The 25,162-nt window shown below is 66.8% G+C and carries 28 protein-coding genes and 3 tRNA genes; 9 read left to right on the top strand and 22 right to left on the bottom strand.

The features are described 5' to 3' along the window. Positions 1 to 36 precede the first annotated feature (36 nt). A complete protein-coding gene (locus tag ETX26_RS14265; protein WP_165271700.1) occupies positions 37 to 207 on the top strand; it encodes a hypothetical protein in 171 nt (56 codons plus the stop codon). Positions 208 to 283: 76 nt separating this feature from the next. Here the strand turns inward: ETX26_RS14265 and ETX26_RS06065 are convergent, their stop codons facing one another. From ETX26_RS06065 to efp, 7 genes are all read right to left on the bottom strand, one after another. After that, on the bottom strand, positions 284 to 1,642 hold the full coding sequence (locus ETX26_RS06065) for an amidohydrolase (RefSeq protein WP_129523742.1): 1,359 nt from the start codon (positions 1,640 to 1,642) through the stop codon (positions 284 to 286). Positions 1,643 to 1,845: 203 nt separating this feature from the next. After that, complete coding sequence (locus ETX26_RS06070) at positions 1,846 to 3,648, bottom strand: SLC13 family permease (RefSeq protein WP_225425516.1); 1,803 nt, start codon at positions 3,646 to 3,648, stop codon at positions 1,846 to 1,848. A 317-nt stretch (positions 3,649 to 3,965) separates the two neighbouring features. After that, a complete protein-coding gene (locus ETX26_RS06075; RefSeq protein WP_129523743.1) occupies positions 3,966 to 4,100 on the bottom strand; it encodes an entericidin A/B family lipoprotein in 135 nt (44 codons plus the stop codon). 139 nt (positions 4,101 to 4,239) lie between these two features. After that, positions 4,240 to 4,324: transfer RNA gene (locus ETX26_RS06080), tRNA-Leu, on the bottom strand. A 214-nt stretch (positions 4,325 to 4,538) separates the two neighbouring features. Further along, positions 4,539 to 5,357 (bottom strand): inositol monophosphatase family protein, encoded by an 819-nt coding sequence (locus ETX26_RS06085; RefSeq protein WP_129523744.1) that lies wholly within the window; start codon positions 5,355 to 5,357, stop codon positions 4,539 to 4,541. Positions 5,358 to 5,373: 16 nt separating this feature from the next. Beyond that, positions 5,374 to 5,727 carry a hypothetical protein gene (locus ETX26_RS06090; protein WP_129523745.1) on the bottom strand — a complete coding sequence of 118 codons (354 nt, stop codon included), beginning with the start codon at positions 5,725 to 5,727 and terminating at the stop codon, positions 5,374 to 5,376. A gap of 1 nt (position 5,728) precedes the next feature. Continuing rightward, a complete protein-coding gene (gene efp, locus ETX26_RS06095; RefSeq protein WP_129523746.1) occupies positions 5,729 to 6,292 on the bottom strand; it encodes an elongation factor P in 564 nt (187 codons plus the stop codon). A 132-nt stretch (positions 6,293 to 6,424) separates the two neighbouring features. On the opposite strand from efp, the gene ETX26_RS06100 reads away from it, so the two are divergent. Continuing rightward, positions 6,425 to 6,790, top strand: coding sequence for an elongation factor P (locus ETX26_RS06100; protein WP_129523747.1), 366 nt, complete (start codon positions 6,425 to 6,427; stop codon positions 6,788 to 6,790). Here the strand turns inward: ETX26_RS06100 and ETX26_RS06105 are convergent. The 3 genes from ETX26_RS06105 to thiE form a co-directional block, all read right to left on the bottom strand. Continuing rightward, complete coding sequence (locus tag ETX26_RS06105; RefSeq protein ID WP_404825272.1) at positions 6,787 to 7,470, bottom strand: M23 family metallopeptidase; 684 nt, start codon at positions 7,468 to 7,470, stop codon at positions 6,787 to 6,789. The genes ETX26_RS06100 and ETX26_RS06105 overlap by 4 nt on opposite strands. Continuing rightward, on the bottom strand, positions 7,470 to 8,654 hold the full coding sequence (locus ETX26_RS06110) for a L,D-transpeptidase family protein (protein WP_129523748.1): 1,185 nt from the start codon (positions 8,652 to 8,654) through the stop codon (positions 7,470 to 7,472). Before ETX26_RS06110 ends, ETX26_RS06105 begins: the two co-directional genes overlap by 1 nt. A 113-nt stretch (positions 8,655 to 8,767) precedes the next feature. Continuing rightward, positions 8,768 to 9,409 carry a thiamine phosphate synthase gene (gene thiE, locus ETX26_RS06115; protein ID WP_129524177.1) on the bottom strand — a complete coding sequence of 214 codons (642 nt, stop codon included), beginning with the start codon at positions 9,407 to 9,409 and terminating at the stop codon, positions 8,768 to 8,770. Between the two features lie 90 nt (positions 9,410 to 9,499). Here thiE and ETX26_RS06120 point away from each other — a divergent pair, with 90 nt between their 5' ends. After that, positions 9,500 to 9,901 carry a hypothetical protein gene (locus ETX26_RS06120; protein ID WP_129523749.1) on the top strand — a complete coding sequence of 134 codons (402 nt, stop codon included), beginning with the start codon at positions 9,500 to 9,502 and terminating at the stop codon, positions 9,899 to 9,901. A 161-nt stretch (positions 9,902 to 10,062) separates the two neighbouring features. Here ETX26_RS06120 and ETX26_RS06125 read toward each other — a convergent pair whose 3' ends face one another. The 6 genes from ETX26_RS06125 to tkt all read right to left on the bottom strand — a co-directional run bounded on the left by ETX26_RS06125 (position 10,063) and on the right by tkt (position 16,898). Continuing rightward, on the bottom strand, positions 10,063 to 10,950 hold the full coding sequence (locus ETX26_RS06125) for a fructose bisphosphate aldolase (RefSeq protein ID WP_129523750.1): 888 nt from the start codon (positions 10,948 to 10,950) through the stop codon (positions 10,063 to 10,065). A gap of 73 nt (positions 10,951 to 11,023) precedes the next feature. Continuing rightward, positions 11,024 to 11,485 (bottom strand): PaaI family thioesterase, encoded by a 462-nt coding sequence (locus ETX26_RS06130; RefSeq protein ID WP_129523751.1) that lies wholly within the window; start codon positions 11,483 to 11,485, stop codon positions 11,024 to 11,026. Positions 11,486 to 11,513: 28 nt separating this feature from the next. Continuing rightward, on the bottom strand, positions 11,514 to 12,581 hold the full coding sequence (locus ETX26_RS06135; RefSeq protein ID WP_165271701.1) for a serine hydrolase domain-containing protein: 1,068 nt from the start codon (positions 12,579 to 12,581) through the stop codon (positions 11,514 to 11,516). Then, positions 12,578 to 13,777, bottom strand: coding sequence for a phosphoglycerate kinase (locus ETX26_RS06140; protein ID WP_129523753.1), 1,200 nt, complete (start codon positions 13,775 to 13,777; stop codon positions 12,578 to 12,580). The genes ETX26_RS06135 and ETX26_RS06140 overlap by 4 nt, the downstream gene beginning before the upstream one ends. Before the next feature lie 125 nt (positions 13,778 to 13,902). Continuing rightward, positions 13,903 to 14,910 carry a type I glyceraldehyde-3-phosphate dehydrogenase gene (gap, locus tag ETX26_RS06145; RefSeq protein ID WP_129523754.1) on the bottom strand — a complete coding sequence of 336 codons (1,008 nt, stop codon included), beginning with the start codon at positions 14,908 to 14,910 and terminating at the stop codon, positions 13,903 to 13,905. 14 nt (positions 14,911 to 14,924) lie between these two features. Further along, positions 14,925 to 16,898, bottom strand: coding sequence for a transketolase (gene tkt, locus ETX26_RS06150; RefSeq protein WP_129523755.1), 1,974 nt, complete (start codon positions 16,896 to 16,898; stop codon positions 14,925 to 14,927). Between the two features lie 218 nt (positions 16,899 to 17,116). On the opposite strand from tkt, the gene ETX26_RS14270 reads away from it, so the two are divergent. From ETX26_RS14270 to ETX26_RS06165, 4 genes are all read left to right on the top strand, one after another. Beyond that, the gene (locus tag ETX26_RS14270; RefSeq protein ID WP_165271702.1) at positions 17,117 to 17,284 is read left to right on the top strand and encodes a hypothetical protein; all 168 of its coding nucleotides are present in this window, start codon (positions 17,117 to 17,119) and stop codon (positions 17,282 to 17,284) included. Further along, positions 17,281 to 17,739 (top strand): cell division protein ZapA, encoded by a 459-nt coding sequence (locus ETX26_RS06155; protein WP_129523756.1) that lies wholly within the window; start codon positions 17,281 to 17,283, stop codon positions 17,737 to 17,739. Before ETX26_RS14270 ends, ETX26_RS06155 begins: the two co-directional genes overlap by 4 nt. A 200-nt stretch (positions 17,740 to 17,939) precedes the next feature. Next, positions 17,940 to 18,518 (top strand): 5-formyltetrahydrofolate cyclo-ligase, encoded by a 579-nt coding sequence (locus ETX26_RS06160; RefSeq protein ID WP_129523757.1) that lies wholly within the window; start codon positions 17,940 to 17,942, stop codon positions 18,516 to 18,518. Further along, positions 18,518 to 18,733, top strand: a complete 216-nt coding sequence (locus ETX26_RS06165; protein WP_129523758.1) for a DUF2842 domain-containing protein — start codon at positions 18,518 to 18,520, stop codon at positions 18,731 to 18,733. The genes ETX26_RS06160 and ETX26_RS06165 overlap by 1 nt, the downstream gene beginning before the upstream one ends. Positions 18,734 to 18,787: 54 nt before the next feature. On the opposite strand, the gene ETX26_RS06170 is transcribed toward ETX26_RS06165, so the two are convergent. Continuing rightward, positions 18,788 to 18,864: transfer RNA gene (locus ETX26_RS06170), tRNA-Asp, on the bottom strand. Positions 18,865 to 19,042: 178 nt separating this feature from the next. On the opposite strand from ETX26_RS06170, the gene ETX26_RS06175 reads away from it, so the two are divergent. After that, entirely contained in the window at positions 19,043 to 19,501 is a 459-nt protein-coding gene (locus tag ETX26_RS06175) for a hypothetical protein (protein ID WP_129523759.1), read from the top strand. A 9-nt stretch (positions 19,502 to 19,510) separates the two neighbouring features. On the opposite strand, the gene ETX26_RS06180 is transcribed toward ETX26_RS06175, so the two are convergent. From ETX26_RS06180 to ETX26_RS06200, 5 genes are all read right to left on the bottom strand, one after another. Further along, complete coding sequence (locus tag ETX26_RS06180; RefSeq protein WP_129523760.1) at positions 19,511 to 20,086, bottom strand: YdeI/OmpD-associated family protein; 576 nt, start codon at positions 20,084 to 20,086, stop codon at positions 19,511 to 19,513. Between the two features lie 109 nt (positions 20,087 to 20,195). Beyond that, complete coding sequence (locus ETX26_RS06185; RefSeq protein WP_129523761.1) at positions 20,196 to 21,554, bottom strand: dihydrolipoamide acetyltransferase family protein; 1,359 nt, start codon at positions 21,552 to 21,554, stop codon at positions 20,196 to 20,198. 5 nt (positions 21,555 to 21,559) lie between these two features. Then, entirely contained in the window at positions 21,560 to 22,618 is a 1,059-nt protein-coding gene (locus ETX26_RS06190) for an alpha-ketoacid dehydrogenase subunit beta (protein WP_129523762.1), read from the bottom strand. Further along, positions 22,615 to 23,916, bottom strand: a complete 1,302-nt coding sequence (locus tag ETX26_RS06195; protein ID WP_129523763.1) for a 3-methyl-2-oxobutanoate dehydrogenase (2-methylpropanoyl-transferring) subunit alpha — start codon at positions 23,914 to 23,916, stop codon at positions 22,615 to 22,617. The genes ETX26_RS06190 and ETX26_RS06195 overlap by 4 nt, the downstream gene beginning before the upstream one ends. Positions 23,917 to 24,002: 86 nt before the next feature. Then, on the bottom strand, positions 24,003 to 24,959 hold the full coding sequence (locus ETX26_RS06200; RefSeq protein ID WP_129523764.1) for a thymidylate synthase: 957 nt from the start codon (positions 24,957 to 24,959) through the stop codon (positions 24,003 to 24,005). Between the two features lie 110 nt (positions 24,960 to 25,069). Between ETX26_RS06200 and ETX26_RS06205 the strand changes: the two genes are divergently transcribed. Further along, a tRNA-Pro gene (locus tag ETX26_RS06205) sits at positions 25,070 to 25,146 on the top strand. Positions 25,147 to 25,162 lie beyond the last annotated feature (16 nt).

Here is a 25,162-nt window from a genome sequence, read left to right on the forward strand (position 1 = left end):
CCTTAGCCGCCGCGGAACCGCCGAAGGAGAGGCATCATGAGCACCGAAACGCTGCCCCGAGAACCGTCCCGCGCCCGCGCGCTATTCTCGACCGCGGACTTCAAGCTGCTGCGCGCCGCGCTGGCCAGCCATGCCCGCACAACCGAAGATCGCGACGAGCTCGCCCGTATCAACGCCCTGCATCACCGGCTGGGCACCTACAGCTAACGATCTCCTGGGGAGGAGAGTACGGCCGTCGGGGTTCCTCGGACCTCGGCGGCCGTCATACTTTTCCCCTGCCGGATTACCCGCCGCTCGCCGGCAGCAGGTCGAGCGTGGCCGCGGTCAGCGCCTCGGCTGCAGTCGCGATCACCTTCTCCGCATCGGGCGCCCAGAATGGGCTGTGCAGCGACGGCAGCGTTCCCTCGCCCCGCTGCGCAGCGTCGAACTGCTCCTGCGGCACGCCACCGACCCAGAAGATCAGCGACTGCGTGTCGTCGGGCGAGGCGCGCAGGAACTGGCCGAAGTCCTCCCCACCCATGACCGAGGGGACCTGCATCACGCGATCCTCGCCGAAGCGAGTCTTGAACCGCGCCATCACCTCCTCGGTGAACTCGGGCGTGTTGAAGGTCGCCGGCGTGTAGGGATCTGCGACCGTCACCGTCGGCATCTTGTCCTCCGGCATACCGGACGCGATCGCCTCGCCGCGCGCGATGCGGGCGATGCCGTCGAGCAGCAGCTTACGCGATTCGTCGCTGTAGGAGCGGACTGTGAGTTGCAGCTTTGCCTCGTCGGAAATGATATTGTGCTTGGCGCCCGCGCGGAAGCTACCCACGGTGACCACGGCCGGATCGAGCGGACTGCTCTCGCGGCTGACCAGCGTCTGCAGCTTCATCACGATCGCACTCGCCAGCACGACTGGATCCTTCGTCGTGTGCGGATAGGCGCCGTGCCCGCCGATGCCCGGGATCACAATGTCGACGCTGTCGACGTTGGCCAGCGCGTATCCGGGCGAATAACCGATCATTCCCGCGGGAAACTGGGCCGCGTCATGAAACGCGATGACGTAGTCCGGCTTGGGAAAGCGCGTGTAGAGCCCGTCCTCGATCATCGCCAGGGCGCCCTCGCCGATCTCCTCCGCCGGCTGGAGGATCATCACCAGCGTGCCCGACCATTCGTCCTTGCGCTCGGCGAGCTGCTGCGCTGCGCCGATCCACGCGGTCATGTGCGTGTCGTGTCCGCAGGCATGCATCACGCCGGTCTCCACGCCGGAGGCAGGAACGGCCACTTCCTTCGAGGCGAAGGGAAGTCCGGTCTGTTCGACCACCGGCAGCCCGTCCATGTCGGCGCGCAGCATGACCGTTGGCCCCTCGCCGTTCTCCATCACCGCGACCACGCCGGTCTTGCCGACGTTCTCGGTCACCGCGAAGCCGAGATCGCGCATGCGGGCAGCGAGCTTCCTGGCCGTGTCGAATTCCTCGAAGCTCAGTTCCGGATGGGCATGGAGATCGCGATAGAGTTCCATCAGGGCGGGCATGTCGGCCGCCACCGCATCGCGCAACTCGTCGGCATGGGCCGGAGCAGCGAGCGTCAGAGCCAGGGCCGAAGCTGCCAAGGCTGACACTCGACGGGCAAATGCGTTCGGCGATCCTGCTGCAATCATTGAATAATCCCCTGGTTGTCGTGACCTTCCGTGCCGACGGTCACACGAGTGTGACTTTCGACTGTCACCTTGGGGTTTGGCCGTCAGCTCCAGGCCCACGACCGCCCCTCTCGCCCTCGCACGTGTCATCGGAAGGGATCATTGCAGATCAAGGACGTGTAGGAAAGACCGTGCCGTGCGCCTCGGCGGAGGCGTGGCGGCCCCTACATCCCGTAGGTCGTGACCAGCAGAATCGAGAGCGTCGTCACCATCAGGAGCACGAGCGGCACGCCGGTGCGGATATAGTCTTTGAACTCGTATCCGCCTTCCGACATGATCAGCATGTTCGTCTGGTACGCGATCGGCGTCGCGTAGCAGAGATTGCAACCGAACAGCACCGCAAGGATCAGCGGCTCGGGCGGCAGGCCGAGCTGATGCGCGATGTTGAAGGCGATCGGCGTGCCCACGGTGGCCGCGGTCGCGTTCGAGGCGAAGTTGGTCAGCAAGGTGACGAACAGCATTATCGCGGCGAGCACGACCGCGGGCGGAAGGAACTGCAGGCCCGACGCCATCAGTTCGCCGAGCCACGCCGCCGCCCCGCTTTCGAGGATGATCCGGCCGATCGCGATGCTCGCGGCCACCAGCACGATCACCTGCGCCGAAAGCGCGCGGCCGACACGATCGAACTTCACGCACCCGGTGACGAACATCAGGATCGCGCCCGCGAGCGCCGAGATGGCGATCGGCAAGAGTCCGATCGACGCGAGCCCGACCGAGCCCAGCATGATGCCGCCCGCGAGCACCGCCTTTGATCGGCGGGGAAGCTCGCGCATGCCCTCCAGCGTCAGGAGGCTGTCGGCGCGCGCGAAGTTGGTGAGATCCTGGGGAATACCCATCACCAGCAGCACATCGCCTTCCTCGATGCGCAAGTCGCCGCCTTCGTTGTAGCGGTCCCGCTCCCCCACCAGCCGCTGCGGCCGGTGAATGCCCAGCACCGCCACGCCGTAAAGGTCGGCGATGCCCGAGGTCGGCAGGGTGCGGTTGATCAGGCGCGAGTCCGCGGTCACCGTCATCTCGACGACCGCGATGTCTTCGCCGCTGGCCGACGAACTGCGGCGGATGCGGTCGAGGACCCAGTCCGGCGCCACCTCGCCCTTGAGCGTGCGCATGGCTTCTTCCAGCGCCTCGTGGGTGCCGGATACGCTGAGCCGCTGCTGCGGCTGGATCGGACCCTGCGGCGCGTCGTGGAATTCGAGATCCGCGGGCAGTTTCGGCATGATCGACGCGAGAACCTGGCCGTTCAGCGCGCTGTCGTCGCCCACGCGCAGCCGGGTCTGGAATCGGCGTGCCGCGTGGTTGTCCTCCGTCCGATTATCGCCGAGGAGGCGCGGCATGACGAGCCACAGGTAGGGCAAGGCCACCAGCGCCGCGACGAGCACGATCGGCGTGTAGTGGAACACCCCCATCGGGGGCATGCCGAGGTCGCGCGCGATCGAGACGACGAGGATATTGGTCGAAGTGCCAATGGTGGTCGCCATTCCGCCGATCAGCACCGCCGCATTGAGCGGAATCAGGGTCTTCGAAGCGGGCATGGCGCCGCGCGCCGCGAGGCTGACGAAGATCGGCAGCAGCAGGACCAGCACCGGCGTGTCGTTCACGGCCATCGAAAGCCCGAAGGCGATCAGCAGCGAGATCAGCAAGCCGAGCTGGAGATTGATCTTGAACACCCGCTCGAGGAACCGCGCGGCAGGCTCGAGCGCGCCCGTCGTCACCAGGCCGCGGCCCATGACCATCAGTGCGCAGATGGTGATCAGCGCGTAGTGCCCGAAACCGGAAAAGGCGAGCTGAAGCCCATCGGTGGGCCCGTTGCCTTCGAGCGGGAAGAAGTAGAGCCCGACCGCGATCACCGCGATGGTCAGCAGCGAGATGATCTCGGTCGACATCCGCCCGCGCGCGAAGGCCACGAACATCGCGACCGTGACCAGCATGGCAGCGATCGCGTGGAAAGATGGAACCCCGGGAAACATCCACCGGGCAATTCCCAGAGCCGCCAGCCAAGATCAAGCCAATTCCGCCGGACGGAAAGGGAACCCTTCAAATAGGCCCTTGCAGTTGCGGGAAATTCTGACGTTCAGGAGGCGGACGCAGGTACCGTGCTGGACAATCAGCGGACTCGCGCCAAAGTGTGTCGGAGCCGTGCACAGCGGCCCGAACGCGCGTGGTGTCAAAACTACATTCGCGAGTATGTCTCGAAGCAACGCACTGCAGACGTTGGACTGCGGAGACGCTAAAGGATCAAGATGAAGGCGGCGCCCGCCTCAGCAGAACTCCTCTGGACGTCCTGCTAGCAGTTCCCTTCCACTCCATCGACGCAATCCCCGACGGATTCTACGTCTTCACCAGCCCCTTCGACGGTGTTGCAGGCCGGCAGGAACATAACTGTGCCGCCCAAAGCCAGCATTGTCAGAAGCTTCTTCATTCTTCTCACTCCCGATGCACGGATCAAATCCGTTTCGTGTCGTCACAACGAAAGCGCGCAGCGGTAGTTCCGTTGCGGCTGCGTCCTTCATTATCCGGAGTGTGCGGGAGGCCGGAGATCGACCGTCCTTCAGGCTGTGTGGTGCCCCTGGCCGGACTCGAACCGGCACTTCCGTGGAAATTCGATTTTGAGTCGAACGCGTCTACCAATTCCGCCACAGGGGCACTGGTGCGGGAGGGCGCGGATAGCGGAGCCGCATCCCCCCGGCAAGAACGCACTTGATCTCGGTCCTCCCCATTTTGCGAAGCCAAATGGGGAGGTGGGCGACGCCGCAGGCGTCGGTCGGAGGGGTACTGGCACGCAAAGCCCCTCCACCACGAGCCGCTTCGCGTCCCGCGGTTCCCCTCCCCGTTTGACCCTCGGCAAAACGGGGAGGATTTAGGCCTTCAGTGCACCCGCCAGGAGCTTGTGCAGCCTGGAATGCAGGCTGTCGTTGGCGGCGAGGACCTGCTTCGCGTGGATCGGCTGGGAGCGGCCGCGGTAGTCACTGACGAAGCCGCCGGCCTCGCGAACGAGCAGGCAGCCGGCGGCCGTGTCCCAGTCCGCGAGATCGCTTTCCCAGAACCCGTCGAAACGGCCCGCGGCGAGCCAGGCAAGGTCGAGCGAGGCGGCGCCGTAGCGGCGGATGCCGGCGACCTGCGGGCCGATCGCGGCGAAGATCCGGCCCCATTCACCGAAATCGCCGTGGCCGCCGTAGGGAATGCCGGTGCCGATCAGCGCCTCGGACAGGCGCGAGCGCGAGGAGACGCGCAGCCGCCCGTCGTGCAGCCATGCGCCGCGCGATTTCTCCGCCCAGAACGTCTCGTCGGTGATCGGCTGGTAGACGACGCCCGCGGTGACTTCGCCCCAGCCCGACCCATCGAGCTTCGGCTCCTGCGCCGCGATCGAAATCGCGAAATGCGGGATGCCGTGGAGGAAGTTGCTGGTGCCGTCGAGCGGATCGACGACCCAGCGCGGCTTGGTCGGGTCGCCCTCGATCGTGCCGGCTTCCTCCATCACGAAGCCCCAGTCGGGGCGCGCGTGGAGCAGTTCGTCGTAGATCGTGCGTTCGGCGATCCGGTCGGCCTTGGACACGAAATCCGAAGGCCCCTTGCGGCTCACCTGCAGGTGTTCGATCTCGCCGAAATCGCGCCGCAGGCGGCCGCCCGCCTTGCGCGCGGCGCGTTCCATCACGCGGATCAGTCCTGGAAGAGCCATTCTATGTCCGTACTCGTCAGTCGAGCGCGACGCGGATCGATCGCGCGGTCAGTTCGATTTCACCCCAGCCGCTCGAGATATTGGCATAGTCGCCCTCGATCGTGGCCGAGTAGATGTCGCTGTAGTTCACTTCGCCCCCTTCGTCGGGACTGGCCTTGCGCAGGCGCAGGTCCTCGAGATCGGCGAAGCGGATGAAGCCCTTGCAGTAGCAGCCGTCGGCCCCGGCCTCCGGCGGCTGGAACCGCGGGTGCGATTCGAAGAGGCGGAAATCCATCTCGAGCGTGAGCGACTCGTCGTCGTAGATCACGCCCAGGACATAGCTGCCGGGAAGATCGATCCCGGCCAGCTTCGGATCGCCGCCTTCGCTCATCTCATCCGGCCTTGCCCACGTAAGTCCGCTCGTAGACGTCGACCACGATGCGGGTGCCGCTTTCGATGTGCGGCGGCACCATCACGCGCACGCCGTTGTCGAGCACGGCCGGCTTGTAGCTGGAGGAGGCGGTCTGCCCCTTCACGACCGCGTCGGCCTCGACGATCGTCGCCTCGACCTGTTCGGGCAGCGCGACCGAGATCGGCTTTTCGTCCCACAGTTCGAGCGTGACCTGCATCCCGTCCTGCAGGAAGGCCTTGGCATCGCCGAGCAGGTCGGCGGACAGGTTGATCTGCTCGTAAGTGTCCTGGTCCATGAACACCAGCATCTCGCCGTCCTCGTAGAGGTACTGGAAATCCTTGGTGTCGAGCCGCACGCGCTCGACCGTGTCGGCGCTGCGGAAGCGGACGTTGGTCTTGCGGCCGTCCTGCAGGTTCTTCATCTCGACCTGCATATAGGCCCCGCCCTTGCCCGGCTGGGTGTGCTGGATCTTGGCGACCTTCCAGATGCCGCCTTCGTATTCGAGGATGTTGCCGGGACGGATGTCCACGCCGCTGATTTTCATGGTTCAAGGAGCCTTCGTTGGAAGAGCGGGACAAATCCCGCCCGCAATCGCGCGCCGCGCCTTAGCGGAGCCATGAAGCGCGGGCAAGGTCGCTGGCGCATACGGGGCGGCGCTGTTAGGAGCGCATGCGACATGCGCCGCACCATCCGACCTCTCGCCGCACTTGCCGTTCTGTCCCTCGCTCTGCCCGCGCAATCCGCACCGGGCGGCAAGCTCGGGACGCTCCCGCACGGCACCTACGTCTGCTCGACGCCCGGCGATGCGATGGGCGCGCCGTGGAACGTGATTCCGGACGGCGAGTTCACCATCGACACCGCTTCAACCTACCGGACCGCGACCGGATCGGGCACGTACCTGCTGACCGACGACCGGCTCGTCTTCACTCGCGGCCCGCTCAGGGGCGAGCGCTTCGTCCGCACGGGAACCACGACGCTGCAGCGGACCGATCGCGAAGGTGTCCCGCGCCGGGTGCGCTGCGTCCGCGGACCGTCGCGCTAGGGCGCCTTGGCCGTCAGCAGCGGATAGGGGTTCACCGCGTTTGCCGGCTCCCACCAGTCGGCGTCGGCGGTGGTGCGCAGGATCGCGAAATGGAGATGCGGCGCGTCCTCCGAGGCGTTGCCGGTGCTGCCGACCGAACCGAGCCGCTGCCCGCGGCGGATGCGCTGCCCTTCCCGCAGCCCTTCGGCGTACTTGTCGAGATGGGCGTAGTAATAGATCGTCTGCCCGTCGTTCGAGCGGATGTAGATCGTATTGCCGCCGGCTTTCGAACGGAACAGCTTCTCGATCCGCCCCGGCGTCGCCGCGATCACCGTGGTGCCGCGGGGGGCCATGATGTCGATCGCCTCGTGCAGACGCTGCGTGTCGGCGCGTTCGTCGGTGAAGGTATCGGTGAGGTCCTGAGCACGCACGTTGAGGACCGGGATGACCAGCTCGTGCAGCTCGATGGCACCGGGTGAGCCGGCGGCCGCGGCGTCGAGGGCGTCCGCCCGCCGCGCGGCGCCGTCCTCGTCCGGTGGCGGAGTCGGGCTGGGCGCCGCTTCGGCCGGGCGCGTCGCGTCGCGCTGGTTTTCGCCATCGGCCAGCTCGATCAGGCTGCCGCCCGCGATGATCCACACGGCCGAAGTGAGCGTGGCCGTGACCACCACCGTGAGCATCCTGTCGACGAAGTTCAGCGCCATCAGGCCTCGAATAGCACTTTTGTGCTCCCCGTCACCATTTCCGCGAGCCGGGCCGCATCCCAGTTGGTCAGCCGCACGCAGCCATGGCTCTGGGTGCGGCCGATCGTCTGCGGCTCGGGCGTTCCGTGGATGCCATAGTGTTCCTTGGTGAGATCGATCCAGACCACCCCGACAGGGTTGTTGGGCCCCGGCGGGATCTGCTGCTCCTCCTCGTGGTCGGGCACGTCCCAGAACAGCGAAGGATCGTAGGCGAAGGGCGGGTTGAAGGCGACGCCGTTCACGCCCCACTCGCCAAGCGGCAACGGGTCGTGCTCCGAGCCCGAGGTGACGGTGAACAGCGCCACGAGGTTGTCCTCGCCATCATAGGCGCGCAGCGTGCCCTTGGACTTGCTGACGACGATCCGCGAGACCTCGGGCTGCTCACTGCCGACGCCGAGCATCTGCAGCGTGCGCTGCCAGTCCGGATTCTCGATCGCCCCCGGCGCGATCCGGTCCGCGCCGATGTTGGGAACGCGCACGAGCTGCCCCGCCGTGAACTTCGCCTGCCGTTCGCCCTCGCCGCCGCGGCCCGCTGCGCCCGTGGTCGCAGATTTTTCGGCGGCCCCGGTCATGCCCGCTGGCTTGCCGCCGGGATTGAGCGTTTCGAGCACCTCGACGGTCGTGTGAAACCGCTCGGCCAGCTTCTCGGCCAGCGTTTCGTAGCCAAGCCGCTCCATCTCCGCCTGCTCGGCCGGATCGTCGGGAACCGGCGCGAAGGTGAGCTTCCCCCACGCCTCGGGGATGCGGACCACGCGCGTCGCGGCGATGTTGTCCCATTGCGCGAGAGCCTGGCGCGTCGATTCGTCCAGCTCGCCGGTCGCCTCCAGCTCGTTCGCTTCCTGAAAGCCGCGCAGCGCGTTCTCCGTGCTCATACCCATGGCGCCGTCGATCACCCCGGGCCCGAAGCCCTGCCGGTCGAGCACCACCTGCACCTGCATCAGAGGGCGCTCCTCGACGTCGGGAATCTCGGGCACCACGCGCTCTCCCGGCGCGGGATCGCGCGAGGCCATCGAATCGGCGAGGTTGTCGTCCGCCGGCGCGGTGGGAGCCGCGGTCGCTTCGCTGTCGGCCCCGTCGCCGTCGGTGCCGTTCAACCCGCAGGCGGACAGGACGATCAAGGAAGCGGCGGCAAGTGCAAGGCGCATGGAGTTCTCCCGGTTGCCGGGACGCGACCCGCCCCTCGCCCCGAAGAACGCGCGATGCCGGGGATATTTCCGCGTCTGCCGCGCAAATATCCGGAAAGCGGGGAAAAAGGCGCCTAGTCCTTCGGCGCCGCAGCGGCGATCGCGCGGTGGAATGCACGCACGGCCTCGGCCTCGTCCCCGCCCCACACGGCATGGCTCACCGCGAGGAAGTCGGCGCCGGCCGCCACCAGCGGACCGCAGTTCTCCGGCGTAATGCCGCCGATCGCGACGCAGGGAATCTCGACTACCGCCTGCCACCAGGCGAGCAGATCGAGATCGGGCCGATGCTCGCTCGCCTTGGTCTCGCTCGGGAAGAAGCTGCCGAAGGCGACGTAGTCCGCCCCGGCCTCACCCGCTTCGAGTGCCAGGTGCCTGGAGGCGTGGCAGGTGACGCCGATCTGCGCCTCCCGCCCGAGGGCTTCGCGCGCATCCTTCGGCGAACCGTCGGACTGCCCGAGATGCACGCCGTCCGCTCCGAGCCGCTTCGCAAGCGCGACCGAATCGTTGACGATGAAGGCGCAGTCGTGCGCGGCGCAGATCTCCTGCAGCGGCGCGGCGAGCCGGGCTTCGTCGTGCTGATCGAGGCCCTTCACGCGAAACTGGAACGCAGCGACCTCCCCCGCATCGAGCGCGCGCGCCAGACGGTCCGGGAAGCTGCCGCCGACGTCCTGGGGCGAGATGAGGTAGAGGTGTGTGGTGTGGGGCGTGTCGGTCATCGCGCGGTAGGTAGTGCGGCCGAGGGGATTCGTCACGCGCTCGTCACACGTTCAGGGCCCGGAAAGCGGCCTTGCGCGTTTACTGTGCTCATGAACCGCCCACGCACCCTCGCCTTCGCCGGCCTCGCCTCGCTCTCGCTCGCCGCCTGTGTGGTGGTCCCCGACGCGCCGAACGTGGAGAGGACGCCGATGCCCGCGGGTTACGCGGTGCCGATCGGGCAACCGGTTCAGGTCGGCGATCTCGTAGTCACGCCCAAGGGCGTGGTGGAGGACAGCCGCTGCCCAGAGAACGCGCGCTGCGTCTGGGCCGGACGGCTGATCGTGAAGACGCAGGTCGACGGCGCGGGCTGGCGCGACACGACCGACATCACGCTCGGCGAGACCTACGGCACCCACGGCCGCGTGATCGCGCTGGTCTCGGGCATTCCCGAGAAGAAGGCCGATCGGGAAACCCGGCAGGAGGAGTACCGGTTCGTATACGAGGCGCGGTAATCAGGTCCTCCCCAATTTTTGCGCAGCACAAATGGGGAGGTGGCGCGCGCCGTAGGCGCGTGACGGAGGGGCGAAGTCACGCAAGACCCCTCCACCCCGAGCCGCTTCGCGTCTCGCGGTCCCCCTCCCCATTTGCGCCTTCGGCGAAAACGGGGAGGATGTCAGGCCACGCTGGCCGCGTGGATGCGGTCGATCGCCGCCCCTAGCGTGGCGTCGAATTCCTCGTCGCTCTGGGTCGCGCGCAAGTCCTGGAGCAGGCCGCGGCTGAAGCTGGCGATCATGCCGGGGTTCTTCGCCAGCTCGGCGCAGGCTTCCTCGGTGCTGTAGCCGCCCGAGAGCGCGACCACGCGCAGCACGGCAGGGTGTTCGATCGCGGGGCGATAGAGGCCCGCCTCGGCCGGGATCGACAGCTTGAGCATGACCTGCTGCCCTTCCGGAAGCGCGTCGAGCCCTTCCATGATCGCTTCGAGCAGGACCTTCTCGCCCTCGGCGCGGTCCGGCGACTTGATACCGTATTCCGGCTCGAGAATCGGCATCAGGCCCATCGCCAGGATGCGTGCGCCCTCGGCGAACTGCTGGCGGACGACCGCCTTGATCCCCGCCGTGTCGTTCGCCTTGATGACCGAGCGCATCTTGGTGCCGAACACGCCCTTGTCCCGCGCACGGGCAAGCAGGCTTTCGAGGTCCGGCATCGGCTTCATGAGCTGGACGCCGTTCGCCTCGTCCTCCAGCCCCTTGTCGACCTTGAGGAAGGGAACGATGCCGCGCTCCTTCAGGCGGTCGGGCACCGGCTTGCCGCCGCTCGTGCCGTCCATGGTCTTCTCGAACAGGATGGCGCCCAGGACCTTGCCGTTGCCGAAGCAGGGGCTCTCGATGATGCGGCTACGCATCTCGTGGATCAGCGCGAACATCTCGTCGTCGCCGTTCCAGGCGCCGTCCTCGATGCCGTAACCGCGCAGCGCCTTCGGGGTGGACCCTCCCGATTGGTCGAGCGCGGCGATGAAGCCCTGGCCCGTTGCGATGCGATCGGTCATTTCCTGCTGATTCATCGTCTACCCCTTGGCTTATGCATTCGTATGCGCGCGAGCCCTTAGCCAGCGTCTGCCGTCCGGGCAACCGGGTTCAGGCGCGCGTGCCGGAAACCTTGCGAATGATCCCGTCGAAGCGCAGCACGGGCTGGCCGTCGGCCGTGACGATACCCTGCACGAACACCGTCTTGCCGCCCGCGCGCACGACCTCTCCGCGTGCCTCGATCAACTGGCCCACGCGGGCAGGATCGAGGAAATCGCCCGTCAGGTGGAGCGTGACGCCGCGGCTGTCCCCCATCGCCTTGCGGGCAATCGTGAAGATCGCCGAATCGGCAAAAGTCATCAGGCATCCGCCGTGCATGAAGCCGGCGCCGTTCATGTGCCGCTCTTCAGCGCGAAAGGCGGAGATGAACGAGCCATCCTCCAGTTCCTTGTCGTAGAACGGGCCTGCGCGCTCCTCGAACGGGTCGCCGATCCATCTGGACCAGCCGGCCCACTCACCTTCGGTGATCAGGGTGAGCCCGCTTCCCTCGCTCACCGCCGATGCCTCGCTCATGCCATTCTTCTCCAGACGGTCGTCCAGTCTACTCCGCGTAGCGTTCGAGGAATTGCCGGGCGACAGGGCTTTCGGAAACCTCGGCCTTGACCAGCGAATTGCCCCACCACAGCGCCTCGGTATTGGCGAGAACGATCAATGTCAGGCGCTTGCCCGGGACTTTGAGATAGAGCGCCGAATATCGCTTCTCGTCCCAACCCGAGTGCCACATCAGGCGCTCGCCGTTCCAGTCCTCGAGCCACCAGCCCTGCCGGTAGTCGCCGAGTGGACCGATCTCCACGTCTTCCAGCAGACGCTTCCGCAAAGCCGGCGGGATCAGCACCCCGGCATCGTAAGCGATATCGAACGCGGCGAGCGCCCGCGGGGAGGCTTTGATCCCGGCCGCGGCCCGGAAATCGTCGTCGGATATCGCCTGCTTGACCGGGCGTCCGTCGATCACGTGGAACGGGGGTGCGAGGAACCGCAGCGCATCCCCGCCTTCGGGATCGTGCCATCCCAGCGCAACGTTGCGCATACCTGACGGCTCAGCCACGCGGTCGCGCACGATCGCCCTCAGGGTCCGGCCGCCCGCGCCCGAAATCGCACGGTCGATCCGGGCGAAGGCGATCGGGTTGTAGACGAACGAGTCACCGTTGGCGCGCATGTCGAGCATCTCGGCGAGCGTCGTCGGCCGGGCGCAATCTATCGGCGCTATGGGATTTCCGAGACGGTCAACGCCCCCGCCGCCGAACGGGATCGGTGATCCCGACAGCCATTCGCAGGTGTCGGCCCAACCCGGGTCCGCGCTCATGGGAGTGTCCAGGGCGAGAGCGCCGGCAAGACCTTCGGCCAGAATCGCGGTGGCTGCGATGGGCTTCGTTACCGAGGCGATCGAATAGGTCGTGTCGGCCGTCGTCGGAAGATCCCCCTCGTCGTCGTATGTCCCGAAGTAGCCTTCCCAGGCGATCCGGCCATCCTTGACGATAACCGCGCTGAGTGACGGTGTTGCGCTATCCTTGCGGAACTGTTCGAGGAACGCTCCGAACTCCGCGTAGTCGTCCTGAGCGGAGGCCGGCAGGGATATCACTGCCAGCACGAGCGCGACCAGCCATCTCAACACGTCAAAGCCGCCACGCCGGGAAGCTCCTTACCCTCCATCCATTCGAGGAAGGCGCCGCCGGCGGTTGAAACGTAAGTAAAATCCTTCGCCACGCCTGCATGGTTGAGCGCCGCAACGGTATCGCCGCCCCCGGCCACGGAAATGAGCGAGCCGTCCTGCGTCAGCGCCGCGGCAGTGCGGGCGAGCGCGACGGTGGCGGTGTCGAACGGCTCGGTCTCGAACGCGCCGAGCGGGCCGTTCCACACCAGCGTGCGGCAGGTCTTGAGCACGTCGGCCAGCGCCTCGGTCGCCTGCGGGCCGATATCGAGGATCATCTCGTCGACGGCGACCTCATGCACGTTGCAGGTGCGCAGGCTCGGCGGGTTGGCGGCGAATTCCTTCGCCACCACGACGTCGTAGGGCAGATGCACGGTGCAGCCGGCGTGATCGGCCTTGTCCATGATGGCGTTGGCCGTCGCGGTGAGCTCGTGCTCGCACAGCGACTTGCCGACATCGACCCCGCGCGCGGCGAGGAAGGTGTTGGCCATGCCGCCGCCGATGATCAGGTGCTGCACGCGCCCGACCAGGTTTTCGAGCACGGCGAGCTTGGTCGAGACCTTCGCCCCGCCGACCACGGCGGCGACCGGCTGCTCGGGATTGCCGAGCGCCTTGTCCAGCGCGGTCAGTTCCTTCTCCATCGCCCTGCCGGCATAGGCGGGCAGCAGGTGTGCCAGCCCCTCGGTGCTGGCATGCGCGCGGTGCGCGGCGGAGAAGGCGTCGTTGACGTAGAAGTCGGCGTTCGCCGCGATGCCCTTCGCGAACTCGGGGTCGTTCGCTTCCTCGCCCGGCCAGAAGCGGACGTTGTCGAGCAGGCCGATGTCGCCGTTGCGCAGGATCGAGATCGACTGTTCGACCACCGGGCCCGCCACCTCCGAGATGAACATGATCTCGCGTCCGAGCACGCGCGACACGTCGCCCTGGACGTAGCTCGTGCTCATCGTCGAATGACGCTGGCCCTTGGGCCGGCCGAAGTGCGCGAGTAGCAGCACCTTGGCGCCCGCGTCCGCCAGCTCGAGGATCGTCGGCATGCTCGCCTCGACGCGGGTGACGTCGGTTGCGGAACCGTCCTTCATCGGCAGATTGAGATCGACGCGCACGAGCGCGACCTTGCCGGTCACGTCGCCGAGATCGTCGAGAGTCTTGAACTTCGCCAAACCAAACCTCCGTTCGCCCTGAGCCTGTCGAAGGGCCGCTTTTCTTTCGGGCGTTGCGCTAGAAGAAAGTGCGGTGCTTCGATCCTTCGGCAGGCTCAGGACTCAGCACGAACGGCTTCTCCAGCTCAGATCAGCCCCGCCATCACGCCGGCGGTGTCGATCATGCGGTTGGAGAAGCCCCACTCGTTGTCGTACCAGCTCACCACGCGGGCGAGCTTGCCTTCGAGCACGGCGGTCTCGAGGCTGTCGACGGTCGAACTCGCCGGATAGTGGTTGAAGTCGCTCGAGACGAGCGGCTGGTCGGTGTAGTCGAGCACGCCCTTCATCGCGCCTTCCGAAGCGGCCTTGAGCGCGGCGTTGAGCTCCTCCGCGCTGGTATCGCGGCCGGGGGTGAAGACGAGGTCGATCAGGCTGACGTTCGGCGTCGGCACGCGGACCGAGGAGCCGTCGAGCTTGCCCTTGAGCTCCGGCAGGACGAGCCCGACCGCGCGCGCGGCGCCGGTGGTGGTAGGGATCATGTTCTGCGCGCCGGCGCGGGCGCGGCGCAGATCCTTGTGGATCTGGTCGAGCATGCGCTGGTCGTTGGTGTAGCTGTGGATCGTGGTCATGAAGCCGCGCTCGATGCCCACGGCCTCGTGCAGCACCTTGGCGACCGGCGCGAGGCAGTTGGTGGTGCAGCTCGCGTTGGAGACGATCACGTCGTCCGCGGTCAGCGTGTCCTGATTGACGCCGAACACGATGGTCTTCGACACGCCCGTCGCGGGGGCGGAGATCAGGACGCGCTTGGCGCCCGCGTCGAGGTGCGGACGGCTCGCCTCGTCGGACTGGAAGAAGCCGGTGCACTCGAGCACGATGTCGATACCGTTCGCCTTGTGCGGCAGCTTGCCCGGCTCGCGCTCGGCGGTGACGTGGATGCGCTTGCCGTTGACGACCAGGTCGTTGCCATCGGTCTCGACCTTGCCGGGAAAGCGGCCGTGCGTGCTGTCGAAGCCGAACAGCAGCGCGTTGGACTCGGTGTCGGCGAGATCGTTGATCGAGACGAGTTCGAGATCATGGTCGTCGCGCTCCAGGATGGCCCGCGCCACGAGCCGCCCGATACGTCCGAAACCGTTGATCGCAACCTTGGTCGCCATATGAAGAGCTCCTGCTAAAGGCCGAGTTTGGCCCGGATTTTGGGAACGATGGCTTCAGCGGTGAAGCCGAATTTCGCGAACAATTCCTCCGCCGGTGCGGAGGCGCCGAAGCGGTCGAGGCCGATCTGCAGCCCGTCCGTGCCGGTGTACCGCTCCCACCCGAGGGTCGAGCCGGCCTCGATCGAGACCTTAAGCGTGCCCGCCGGCAGCAGATCGCGCCGGTAGGCTTCGTCCTGGTCCTCGAACAGTTCCATGCACGGCATGGAGACCACATCGGCGCCGATGCCCTGGCTTTCAAGCGCATCCGCCACATCGCAGGCGACCTGCACTTCGGAGCCGGTCGCGATCAGCACGACCTTGCGCTCCGCCTCGGCCGCGCGCAGGCGATAGGCGCCCTTGGCGCTGAGCATCTCGCCCTCATGGCGGAGTTGCGGCAGGTTCTGCCGGCTCAGCGCCAGGACCGAGGGCGTGCCCTTGGTCTGGAGCGCGAGGTTCCAGCACTCGGCGGTCTCGATGACATCCGCCGGGCGGTACACGTTGAGGTTCGGGATCAGCCGCAGGCTCATCACCTGCTCGATCGGCTGGTGAGTCGGCCCGTCCTCGCCCAGCCCGATCGAATCGTGCGTGAAGACGTAGATCACCCGCGCCTGCTGCAGGGCGGAGAGGCGGACCGCGTTGCGGCAATAGTCGCTGAAGATCAGGAACGTGCCGCCGTACGGGATCACGCCGCCGTGCAGCGCCATGCCGTTCATCGCCGCGGCCATGCCGAATTCGCGGATGCCGTAATAGACGTAGCGCCCGCCGTAATTGTCGGCCGTGAGCGGCTCCATCGCCTTGGTCTTGGTGTTGTTCGATCCGGTGAGGTCGGCCGAGCCGCCGACCATCTCGGGCAGACGCGGCGTGAGGACCTCGAGCGCCAGCTCCGAGGCCTTGCGGGTGGCGACCTTCTGGTCCTTCCCGAGCCACTCGGCGAAGGCCCTAGCGGCGTCCTCGCCCGCGGGGAGGTCGCCGGCCATGCGCCGTTCGAACTCGGCCTTGCGATCCGAAGCCGCGAGCCGGGCATGCCAGTCGCCACGAGCCTTCGCACCGCGCTCGCCGGTCGCGTGCCAGTCGGCGAGAATCGCTTCGGGAATCTCGAATGGTTCCGCGGTCCAGCCCAGTTCCTCGCGCGCCGCGGCGATCTCCTCAGCGCCGAGCGGCGCGCCGTGGGTCGCGGACGTGCCCTGCTTGTTGGGCGCGCCCTTGCCGATCACGGTGCGGCAGGCCACCAGCGACGGACGCTCGTCCGCAAGCGCCTCGTCCAGCGCGCGCTGGATATCGGCCGGGTCGTGCCCGTCGCAGGCGACCGTGTGCCAGCCCGTCGCGTCATAGCGCGCGCGGATGTCCTCGCTCGTCGAGAGATCGGTCGAGCCGTCGATGGTGATGCGGTTGTCGTCCCACAGCACGATCATGCGGCGGAGCTTGAGGTGCCCGGCGATCCCGATCGCTTCGTGGTTGATGCCTTCCATGAGGCAGCCGTCGCCCGCGACGACCCAGGTGCGGTGATCGACCAGATCGTCGCCGAACTCGGCGTTGAGGTGCCGCTCGGCGACCGCCATGCCGACCGCCATCGCCAGACCCTGGCCGAGCGGACCGGTCGTGCATTCCACGCCGTCCAGCAGGAAATTCTCCGGATGGCCCGCGCAGGGGCTGCCGAGCTGGCGGAAATTCCTGATCTCCTCCATCGTCGGATGCGCGTAGCCCGACAGGTGGAGCAGCGAGTAGATCAGCATCGAACCGTGCCCGGCGCTGAGCACGAAGCGGTCGCGGTCCGCCCAGTCGGGCGTGGACGGGTCGAATTTCAGATACTTCGACCACAGGACCGCGGCGACGTCGGCCATGCCCATCGGCATGCCGGGATGCCCCGAATTCGCCGCCTGCACCGCATCCATCGACAGCGCCCGGATGGCATTGGCCATCGGCGCCAGGCGGGTCGGATCGAGGCTCATGCGGGGTATGCTCCTGGAGGACGTGAGATAATGCGCATGCCCGGTCGATTCGGGCGCGCGAAGCCTTTGCGGACGCACAGGCGCAGGTCAACAGCGCGCCGCGACACGTCCCCTGCCTCCAAACCAGTCCAACTTATCAACAGGCGACGACAAGGCTTTGCTCCGTCACATATTTGCGATAGTTTGGCCTTATGAATGGCGAGCGTATCGAACGCGCCGTGCAGCGCATCGAAACCGCGCTCGGCCGGATCGCCAAGGCGGCGGACGACTACCGCCCCGCTCCGCCCTCGGTCTCCGGCCTCGTGGTCGAGCACGGACGGCTGCGCGAAGCGGCCACCGGCGCGCTCAAGGAGCTGGACGAACTGATCGAGAGGCTGGAACGATGAGCGAGGTCAAGCTCCTGATCGGCGGTCGCGAATATATGGTCGCCTGCGCCGAGGGCGAGGAAGCACACGTTGCCCGCCTGGGGGAGACTGTCGACGCCAAGCTGCAGCAGCTCGGAAGCAATCTCACGGCCCGGGACGCTCAGAACCTGCTCTTTGCCGCGCTCCTGCTGGCGGACGAGCTGCACGAGCAGCGGGGCGGCGCATCGGTGGACCGTGAGGAGGAGGTCAAGCGGCTTCGCGCCGCGCTGCAGGACGCCGAAGTGGACGCTGCGGCGGCGCGGGCCGAGATCGAGACAGCGCGCCGGGAACTCGATGAACTGAGAGCGAAGCCTGGAGCGGGTTCCCCCGCTCCCGATCTGTTTCGCGATCCGGGACTCGCCCCCGCTCTCGAGCGTTTCGCCGACCTGCTCGAGAATTGCGCCGAGAAGCTTGAGAGCAAGGCGGCGGCGCACTAGATAGAGGCTGGCGGGACTGCCCGGCACGAGCCGCTAGAATATCCCTGAGGCTATAAGCAATCCAACGGGAGCTGTCCCTGCCTTGGTCCACTGGTTCGTCCGGGGGGCCCGGGCATACGGCGCCCACCTGACGTTTAGGCGTCAGAGGATTTCGCCGGCAAACGACCCATGGTGGTTCCGCCACTCGATTTCCCCGATATATGCAGGACATGACCAAGGCCGAACTGAGGAAGGCGCTGCGCGCCGCGCGCCGCGAGCATGTCGCCGCCTTGCCCGAGCAGATTCGCGCGCTCGTGTTCCACCGCCCGCCCGCGCCGCTGCTCGAACGCATTCCGGACGGCGCCGCGATCGGCCTCTACCTCGCGCATCCGCACGAGGCGCCGGCCGCGTCCTATGCCCGGTTCTTCGCCGAGCGCGGGCACCCGGTCGCCCTTCCCCGTTTCGCCACGCGCGAGGCACCGATGGAATTCGCCCGGCATACCGATCCGTTTGGGGAGAGCGATCTCGTCGACGGCCCGTTCGCGATTCGCCAGCCCGCAGCCGATGCCGAAGCGATCGAGCCGCAGGTGCTGTTAATGCCGCTGCTCGGCTTCACCGATCGCGGCGACCGCCTGGGACAAGGCGGGGGACACTACGACCGCTGGCTGGCCGCGCACCCGGACACGCTGCGGATCGGCCTCGCGTGGGATAGCCAGCTCGTCGACGAACTGCCGGTCGAACCGCACGACATGCCGCTCGATCTGGTCGTCACGCCCACCCGGCTCTACGGACCGTTCTGATGCGCGAAGAACCGAGCTGGCGCCTCCCGGTGGGGATCCTGGGGCTGCTTGCCGGCCTGACGGTCTACGGCCTGCTGATCGCGCGCTACGTGCCCGATCTCATCGACGGCTGGCCGGCCTGGGCACAGACTCCGATCTACCTCGCGCTGGGCCTCGTCTGGCTGCTGCCGCTCAGGCGCTTCCTGATCTGGATGGAAACCGGCCGCTGGGGGTGACCCGTTGCGCGGTGTTGCCATCACTCACGATCAAATCTGGAAGAAAATCCCAAGTGGCGCGAGTGACGGGACTCGAACCCGCGACCTCCGGCGTGACAGGCCGGCGCTCTAACCAACTGAGCTACACCCGCGCATTCTCGGGCGGTGCACCGCTTGGGAGCCGCGCCACTAGGGCAGCCGGAAAGGGCTGTCAATGGCCTCGCGCGCGGCTTTTTCACGTGTTGAAAAGCACCCGTGCGGACGCGTTCGTTAACCATATTTTCGTCTGTTCGCGTCATCTCGGAGCCCGAGGAGACGAAGGGGGAAACCATGCGTATCGGCCTCGTGATCGGCAGCCTCGCCTGCTTCGCCGCGAGCGGCGTGGCGGCACAATCCGCGAGCGGCATCTCGCGCGCTGTCTACGTGGAGCGCGTCGCGACCACACCCGGCGGAGAGCGGGTTCGCACGATCGAGCCGGCCGAGAACCTGCGGCCCGGCGACAAGGTCGTGCTGATGGTCGAATGGCACGGTTGGCGGAGCGGCGATCCGGTCACGGTCTCCAGCGCAATACCGCGTGCGCTCGCCTTCCAGCGGAGCAGTTCGGACGTGCTCGAGGTCTCGATTGATGGCGGGCGAACCTGGGGCCGGCTGGGCAGGATGCGGATCACCGACCGCGACGGCAGCCGCCTCGCCTCGCCCGAGGACGTGACGCACTTGCGCTGGCGCTTCAACGACGGCAGCGCCGCCTCGAGCGCCGCCCGCGTGACCTACAGCGCCATCGTGCGCTGAGCGGGCCGACTAGCAGCCTGCGTACTTCCAGTTGCGCTTCTTGCCCTCGCCGAGCCACTCAACGGCAGTGGCGATGCGCTTCGCGCGCGTTTCCGGGCGCTTCGCCTCGAGGATCCATTCCAGGTACTCGCGGCGGTAGGACGGCGCGAGCGTGCCGAAGAACGCGCGCGCCTGCGGCGCAGCCTCGAGCGCGCTGCCGAAGTCGTCCGGCATCGCGATCTCCGGCTTGGGTTTCGCCGCGCGCGTCGATGCTTTTCCTGAAGCGAACGCATCGGCAGCCGCCCGGAAGCGTGCCGCGAGGTTCTCGTCCGGCGGCAAATCTCCGAGCGCGCCGATCTTGCCGAGAGTGCCCATGCCTTCCGCCGAGTCATCCTCGCCGTGAATCATCACTGCCGCATGCGCCCTGAACGCCGCCATCCCGACCACGTTCTTACCGCCCACCGTGAAGTGCGGCATGCCCCATTTGATCGCCTCCTCCGCCTCCGGGAGCGCGGAATGCACGAGAGCGCGGACATGCCGAAGGATCGGCTGCGCGAAGGGCTCGGCCTTGTCGATATAGGCGTCTACGCGGGGGTCGGTGGCCATGAAAACGAGCCTACCCGATCCTCCCCATTTTCGCGAAGCGCAAATGGAGAAGTGGCAAACGCCGCAGGCGGCTGACGGAGGGGCATTGGTGCGAAGGCCCCTCCACCGGTCAGTCCGCCAGCAGGAGCACCGGCGTCTCGAGCAGCTTCTTCAGCGCCTGGACGAAGCTGGCCGCGTCGTAGCCGTCGACCACCCGGTGATCGCAGCTGATCGAGACGTTCATCAGCTTGCGCTTCTCGATCCGCTCACCGCCCACGCCATCCGGCACGAACATCGGCCGCTCGATGATCCGGTTGGGTCCGATGATCGCGACTTCGGGGCGGTTGATGACCGGCGTCGTCGCCACGCCGCCCAGCGGACCGAGCGAAGTGAGCGTGAGCGTCGAGCCGGAGAGCTCCTCCGACTTCGCGGACCCGTCGCGCGCGGCGTCCGCCAGGCGGCCGATCTCGCGCGCGAGCTGCCACAGGTTCTTCGCCTGTGCGTCGCGGATCACCGGGACCATCAGGCCCTTGTCGGTCTGCGTCGCCATGCCGAGGTGGACGGCGCCGTGGCGCGTGACCACGCCCGCCTCGTCGTCGTAGCGCGCGTTAATCATCGGGAAGTCCGGCAGCGTCCGGCAGATTGCGGAGATCAGCAGCGGCAGCATGGTGAGCTTCGGCTTGTTCCCACGGTTCGCGTTGAGATCGGCGCGCAGCCGCTCAAGCTCGGTCACATCGCATTCCTCGACGTAGGAGAAATGCGGGATGTTGCGCTTTGATTCAGCCATGTTCTGCGCGATGCGCTTGCGCAGGCCGATGACCTTGATCTCCTCGTCAGCCCGTGCGCGGCCCGCGGACGAGAACCCGCTGCCGGCGTTGTAGGCTAGGAAGCTGTCGAGATCGGCGTGACGCACGCGCCCGTCCTCGGCCGGCTTTACTTCGGCGAGGTCGATGCCGAGGTCCTTCGCGCGGGCACGCACGGCAGGAGAGGCAAGAACCTTCTTCCCCCCCGTTCGTGCTGAGCTTGTCGAAGCACCGCTTTTTTCTTCCGGCGCCGCGCCAGAAGTGGAGGACGGCCCTTCGACAAGCTCAGGGCGAACGGGTTTGGCGTCTTGAGGCTGTTCCGCCGCAATCGCATCGTCGGCGTCGCTCGCATCCGAGGTCTCCACCTCGATCCGTTCCTCGACCTCATCGGCTTTCGGCGCGGGCGCGGCGTCTTCTGCCCCCTGCACGTCCTCGGGCACCTCGCCCTCGGTCTCGATCACCACCAGCATCGAGCCGATCGCGATCGTGTCGCCGATCTCGCCGGCAACCTCGACGACCTTGCCCGCGACCGGGCTTTCCATTTCGACGGTCGCCTTGTCGGTCATCATGTCGGCGAGGCGGTCGTCTTCCTCTACGCTATCGCCGACCTTGACGTGCCAGTCGACGATCTCGGCCTCGGCAATGCCTTCGCCGATGTCGGGAAGATTGAAGGTGAATCTGGCCATCTGCGTCAGTCCTTCAGAAGCTTGTCGATCGCTTCGCCGATGCGAACCGGGCCGGGGAAATAGGCCCATTCGAGGCTGTGCGGATAGGGGGTGTCGAAGCCGGTCACGCGCTCGACCGGGGCTTCGAGGTGATAGAAGCAGCGCTCGGTGACGAGCGCGGAGAGTTCCGCGCCGAAGCCGGAGGTGCGGGTCGCCTCGTGCACGATCAGGCACTTGCCGGTCCGTTCGACCGAGGCTTCGATCGCCTCGATGTCGATCGGCACCAGCGTGCGGAGGTCGAGGATCTCCGCTTCGACGCCCTTCTCGCGGCAGACCGATTCGACTACGTGGACCATCGTGCCGTAAGTCAGCACGGTCATCGCGTCGCCCTCGGTCACCGTGCGCGCCTTGCCGAGCGGGATCTTGTAGTATCCCTCGGGCACCACGCTCTGCGGATGGCGCTTCCACGGTTCGGCCGGCTTGTCGTAGTAGCCGCTGAACGGCCCGTTGTAGATCCGCTTCGGCTCGAAGAAAATCACCGGGTCGTTGTCCTCGATGCACGAGATCAGCAGCCCCTTGGCGTCATAGGGCGTCGAAGGGATCACGGTCTTGAGACCCGAGACGTGGGTGAAGATCGCCTCCGGGCTCTGGCTGTGGGTCTGCCCTCCGAAAATGCCGCCGCCGAACGGCGAGCGCACCGTCATCGGCGCAATGTACTCGGTCGCGGAGCGATAGCGCAGACGGGCCGCTTCGGAGATGAGCTGGTCGAGCCCCGGGTAGATGTAGTCGGCGAACTGGATCTCGGGCACGGGCCTGAGGCCATAGGCGCCCATCCCGACCGCGACGCCGATGATCCCGCATTCGGAAATCGGCGTGTCGAACACCCGCGTCTTGCCATGCTTCTTCTGCAGGCCGGCGGTGCAACGGAAGACGCCGCCGAAGTAGCCGACATCCTCCCCCATCACGATCACGTCGGGGTCCCGCTCCAGCATGATGTCGAGCGCGTCGTTGATCGCCTCGATCATGTTGAGGCGGCGCTCGGTGCCGCTCTGCGCCGCCTGGTTTTCCTTCACTTCGGCGCTCATTGCGGGCGCCCTCCGTGGAACTTGATGAGCCGCTCGCGCGTCGCCTGCTCCGCCTGTTCCTTGAGGTGCCAGGGCAGTTCCTCGAACACGTCTTCGAACATGGTGCGGAAGGGCTGGTGCATGCCGTGGCCGAGAACGCCGTTCTTCTCGGCCTCCTTGGTCGCGGCCTTGACCCGCTCGGCCGCCTCGCGGTCCATCGCCTCCTGCCGCTCCTCGTCCCATTCGCCGAGCGCAATCAGGTGGTTCTTGAGCCGCATGACCGGATCACCCAGCGGCCACTCCTCGCGCTCCTGCGCGCTGCGGTAGCCGGTCGGATCGTCGGAGGTCGAGTGCCCCTCGGCGCGATAGGTGAAGTATTCGATCAGCGTCGGCCCGGCATTGGCCCGCGCACGGTTGGCTGCCCAGCGCTGCGAGGCGTAGACAGCGAGCGCATCATTGCCGTCGACCCGCAGCCCCGCGAGTCCATAGCCCAGCGCCCGCGCGGCAAAGGTCGTCCGCTCCGCGCCGGCGAAACCGGAGAAGCTGGAGATCGCCCACTGGTTGTTGATAACGTTGAGGATAACCGGTGCATTGTAGACGGTTGCGAAGGTGCAGGCCGAATGGAAGTCGCCTTCCGCCGTGCTGCCCTCGCCCACCCAGGTGGCGGCGATGCGGCTGTCGCCCTTCATCGCGCTCGCCATCGCCCAGCCGACCGCCTGCGGAGTCTGGGTCGCGAGATTGCCGCTGATCGAGAAGAAGCTGTGCTCGCGGCTCGAGTACATGATTGGGAGCTGCCGGCCCTTCAGCTTGTCGCCCTTGTTCGAGTAGATCTGGTTGATCATCTCGACCAGGTCGTAGCCGCGCACGATCAGTACGCCCTGCTGGCGATAGCTGGGGAACACCATGTCGTCGCTCGCCAGCGCCATCGCAGCGGCGACCGAGGTCGCCTCCTCCCCGGTGCACTTCATATAGAAGCTGGTCTTGCCCTGCCGCTGCCCGCGGAACATGCGCTCATCGAAAGCGCGTACGAGCGCGAAATGGCCGAGCATGGTGCGCAGGGTGTCCGGGTCGAGCTTCGGGTCCCAGGGGCCATGCGCGTGATTGTCATCGCCCAGAACCCGGATCAGATCATGGCAGAGCGGCGCGGTTTCCCTGGCGTCGCACGCCTCGTCAGGGCGCGGCTGCGCGCCGGGCTCGCTGACCTGGATATGACTGAAGTCCACCGTGTCGCCGGGGCGGAACTTGGGTTCGGGAACGTGAAGCCGGAGCGTGGGCTTGTTGGCCCCTGCTTCCCGGTCCGCGTCGGGCCTGTCGGCCATAGGGTGATCTCCCAAAGCGTGAGACGCATTCTTATACGTGTGAGTTATTTTATTTCACAGCTCGGGAGGGGTCAAGCTCTCCCGTCTCAGACCGCCACGGGGGCCTTGATCGCCCCCAGCGGCGTATAATTGCGGACCTCGAAGTCCTCGAGGCGGTAGTCGAAAATCGTCTCGGGCCGCCACACTATTTCAAGCCGCGGCCGCCCCTGCGGTTCCCTCGAAAGCTGTTCGGTAATCAGGTGTTCGTGGTTGAGATAGAGGTGCACGTCGCCCCCCATCCACACGAACTCGCCGGGCTCGAGATCGACCTGCTGCGCGATCATCCGCTGCAGCAGCGCGCCGGACCACAAGTTGAACGGCAGGCCCAGCGCCACGTCGCAACTCCGCTGATAGAGCGCGCAGTTGAGCCGCCCGTCGGCAACGTGGAACTGGTAGGTCTTGTGGCATGGCGGCAGCGCCATGCGGTCAAGCTCGGCGACGTTCCATCCCTCGACGATATGGCGCCGGCTACCCGGGTCGGTCCGCAGCGATTCGATCACCTGCGCGACCTGGTTAATGCCCGGCCCCTTCTCGTACGTGCCGTCGGGGCGATAGCGGTAGGTTGGCCAATCGACCCATTGCTTGCCATAGACCGGGCCGAGATCGCCCCAGCGTTCGGCGAAGACCTCGTCCTCGGCGATCCGCTGCACGAAATCGTCGAGCGCAATCACATCACCCGTCTCGCGCACATAGCGGGCATGCGGCCACTCGTTCCAGATCTTCACGCCCTGGAGCACCAGCGGGCGAATGTTCGTCTCGCCGGTGAGAAACCACAGCATCTCGCGCGTTGCGGTCTTCCAGTAGACCCGCTTGGTGGTGAGGAGCGGCATCGCGCCGTCCGTGAGATCGAAGCGCAGCATCGCACCGAACACCGACCGCGTGCCGATACCGGTGCGGTCCACCCGCTCGCTCCCCTCGTTCCAGATGCGCCGCATCAGGTCGAGATACTGCTGTTCGGGATGGTCGCGATTCGAAGAATCGGCAGGAAGTGCGGCGCTGGCCATGCCAACTTCCTAGACTTGCAATTGCCGGCTTGCCACCCCGGCGCGCGCTGCCTATAGGGCCCGCCTTGCCTCGACCCGCACGGCACTTCGCCGGACGGGACCGACACGGTCGGGGAGTAGCTCAGCCTGGTAGAGCACTGTCTTCGGGAGGCAGGGGCCGGAGGTTCGAATCCTCTCTCCCCGACCAGTTTTCCGTGACTCGT

This window comes from Pelagerythrobacter rhizovicinus, assembly GCF_004135625.1.
Classification (GTDB): Bacteria; Pseudomonadota; Alphaproteobacteria; order Sphingomonadales; family Sphingomonadaceae; genus Pelagerythrobacter; species Pelagerythrobacter rhizovicinus.

Excerpts from the sequence above, each read along its gene's own strand:
- ETX26_RS14265 (WP_165271700.1), top strand. The coding sequence starts at position 37 with ATGAGCACCGAAACGCTGCCCCGAGAACCGTCCCGCGCCCGCGCGCTA.
- ETX26_RS06065 (WP_129523742.1), bottom strand. The coding sequence starts at position 1,642 with ATGATTGCAGCAGGATCGCCGAACGCATTTGCCCGTCGAGTGTCAGCC.
- ETX26_RS06070 (WP_225425516.1), bottom strand. The coding sequence starts at position 3,648 with ATGTTTCCCGGGGTTCCATCTTTCCACGCGATCGCTGCCATGCTGGTC.
- ETX26_RS06075 (WP_129523743.1), bottom strand. The coding sequence starts at position 4,100 with ATGAAGAAGCTTCTGACAATGCTGGCTTTGGGCGGCACAGTTATGTTC.
- ETX26_RS06085 (WP_129523744.1), bottom strand. The coding sequence starts at position 5,357 with ATGGCTCTTCCAGGACTGATCCGCGTGATGGAACGCGCCGCGCGCAAG.
- ETX26_RS06090 (WP_129523745.1), bottom strand. The coding sequence starts at position 5,727 with ATGAGCGAAGGCGGCGATCCGAAGCTGGCCGGGATCGATCTTCCCGGC.
- efp (WP_129523746.1), bottom strand. The coding sequence starts at position 6,292 with ATGAAAATCAGCGGCGTGGACATCCGTCCCGGCAACATCCTCGAATAC.
- ETX26_RS06100 (WP_129523747.1), top strand. The coding sequence starts at position 6,425 with ATGCGCCGCACCATCCGACCTCTCGCCGCACTTGCCGTTCTGTCCCTC.
- ETX26_RS06105 (WP_404825272.1), bottom strand. The coding sequence starts at position 7,470 with ATGGCGCTGAACTTCGTCGACAGGATGCTCACGGTGGTGGTCACGGCC.
- ETX26_RS06110 (WP_129523748.1), bottom strand. The coding sequence starts at position 8,654 with ATGCGCCTTGCACTTGCCGCCGCTTCCTTGATCGTCCTGTCCGCCTGC.
- thiE (WP_129524177.1), bottom strand. The coding sequence starts at position 9,409 with ATGACCGACACGCCCCACACCACACACCTCTACCTCATCTCGCCCCAG.
- ETX26_RS06120 (WP_129523749.1), top strand. The coding sequence starts at position 9,500 with ATGAACCGCCCACGCACCCTCGCCTTCGCCGGCCTCGCCTCGCTCTCG.
- ETX26_RS06125 (WP_129523750.1), bottom strand. The coding sequence starts at position 10,950 with ATGAATCAGCAGGAAATGACCGATCGCATCGCAACGGGCCAGGGCTTC.
- ETX26_RS06130 (WP_129523751.1), bottom strand. The coding sequence starts at position 11,485 with ATGAGCGAGGCATCGGCGGTGAGCGAGGGAAGCGGGCTCACCCTGATC.
- gap (WP_129523754.1), bottom strand. The coding sequence starts at position 14,910 with ATGGCGACCAAGGTTGCGATCAACGGTTTCGGACGTATCGGGCGGCTC.
- tkt (WP_129523755.1), bottom strand. The coding sequence starts at position 16,898 with ATGAGCCTCGATCCGACCCGCCTGGCGCCGATGGCCAATGCCATCCGG.
- ETX26_RS06155 (WP_129523756.1), top strand. The coding sequence starts at position 17,281 with ATGAGCGAGGTCAAGCTCCTGATCGGCGGTCGCGAATATATGGTCGCC.
- ETX26_RS06160 (WP_129523757.1), top strand. The coding sequence starts at position 17,940 with ATGCAGGACATGACCAAGGCCGAACTGAGGAAGGCGCTGCGCGCCGCG.
- ETX26_RS06165 (WP_129523758.1), top strand. The coding sequence starts at position 18,518 with ATGCGCGAAGAACCGAGCTGGCGCCTCCCGGTGGGGATCCTGGGGCTG.
- ETX26_RS06175 (WP_129523759.1), top strand. The coding sequence starts at position 19,043 with ATGCGTATCGGCCTCGTGATCGGCAGCCTCGCCTGCTTCGCCGCGAGC.
- ETX26_RS06180 (WP_129523760.1), bottom strand. The coding sequence starts at position 20,086 with ATGGCCACCGACCCCCGCGTAGACGCCTATATCGACAAGGCCGAGCCC.
- ETX26_RS06185 (WP_129523761.1), bottom strand. The coding sequence starts at position 21,554 with ATGGCCAGATTCACCTTCAATCTTCCCGACATCGGCGAAGGCATTGCC.
- ETX26_RS06190 (WP_129523762.1), bottom strand. The coding sequence starts at position 22,618 with ATGAGCGCCGAAGTGAAGGAAAACCAGGCGGCGCAGAGCGGCACCGAG.
- ETX26_RS06195 (WP_129523763.1), bottom strand. The coding sequence starts at position 23,916 with ATGGCCGACAGGCCCGACGCGGACCGGGAAGCAGGGGCCAACAAGCCC.
- ETX26_RS06200 (WP_129523764.1), bottom strand. The coding sequence starts at position 24,959 with ATGGCCAGCGCCGCACTTCCTGCCGATTCTTCGAATCGCGACCATCCC.